This window comes from Aeromonas dhakensis (genome assembly GCF_000820305.1).
GTDB lineage: Bacteria > Pseudomonadota > Gammaproteobacteria > Enterobacterales > Aeromonadaceae > Aeromonas > Aeromonas dhakensis.
Window position 1 is genome coordinate 1 of record NZ_CDBH01000010.1, and the last position, 875, is coordinate 875.

Genomic DNA, 875 nt, shown 5'->3' on the forward strand with positions numbered 1-875 from the left:
GGCGCCGGCCCCAATGCCGCCATGGCCTTCACCATGCTCAAAGACTGGGACCAGCGTCATGGTGCCACGGCTGCCGAAGAGGCAGAGCTGGCACAGGCCGCCATGGCCAACAGCAAGGAAGGCACAGTGATGAGCCTGCTGCCGCCCGCCATCGACGAACTGGGCACCTCTTCGGGTTTCACGCTATTCCTGCAAGACAGGGCCAACCAGGGGGAAGCCGCGCTGCTGGCCGCCCAGGCGCAACTGCTGGCACTGGCCGCCCAAAGCGAGGTGGTGAGCGATGTCTATCCCGACAGCCTGCCCCCCGGCGAGAGCATTCACCTCGAGATCAACCGGCAGAAGGCCGAGGCCATGGGACTCTCGTTCACCAGCGTGAGCAGCACCCTGTCGGCGGCGATGGGGTCGCTCTACATCAACGACTTCCCCAACGGCGGGCACATGCAGCAGGTCATCCTGCAAGCCGACGCCAAGGCGCGCATGCAGCTCGATGACGTACTCGGCCTGCGGGTGCGCAATGCTAGCGGCGGCATGGTGCCCCTGCGGGAGGTGGTGACGCCAATCTGGCGCCAGTCGCCGCAGCAGATGATGCGCTTCGAGGGCTTCCCCGCCGTGCGTCTCTCCGGGAGTGCCGCCCCCGGGGTTTCCAGCGGCGCCGCGATGGCACAAATGGAGCGTCTGGTGGCACAGCTGCCGCCAGGCTTTGCCCTGGCCTGGACGGGGCAGTCGCTGCAGGAGCGTCAGTCGGCGGCCCAGGCCCCCATGCTGATGCTGCTGTCGGCGCTGGTGGTCTTCCTGGTGCTGGCCGCGCTCTACGAGAGCTGGTCCATCCCGCTCTCCGTGATGCTGGTGATCCCCCTGGGCCTGCTCGGTGCCGT

1 protein-coding gene is annotated in these 875 nt (G+C 67.7%); it reads left to right on the forward strand.

Going from position 1 to position 875, the window contains the following annotated elements; translation table 11 throughout:
* Window positions 1-875 (forward strand): efflux RND transporter permease subunit (locus tag BN1143_RS00685; protein WP_042049277.1); only part of this gene is annotated, 875 nt, incomplete at both ends.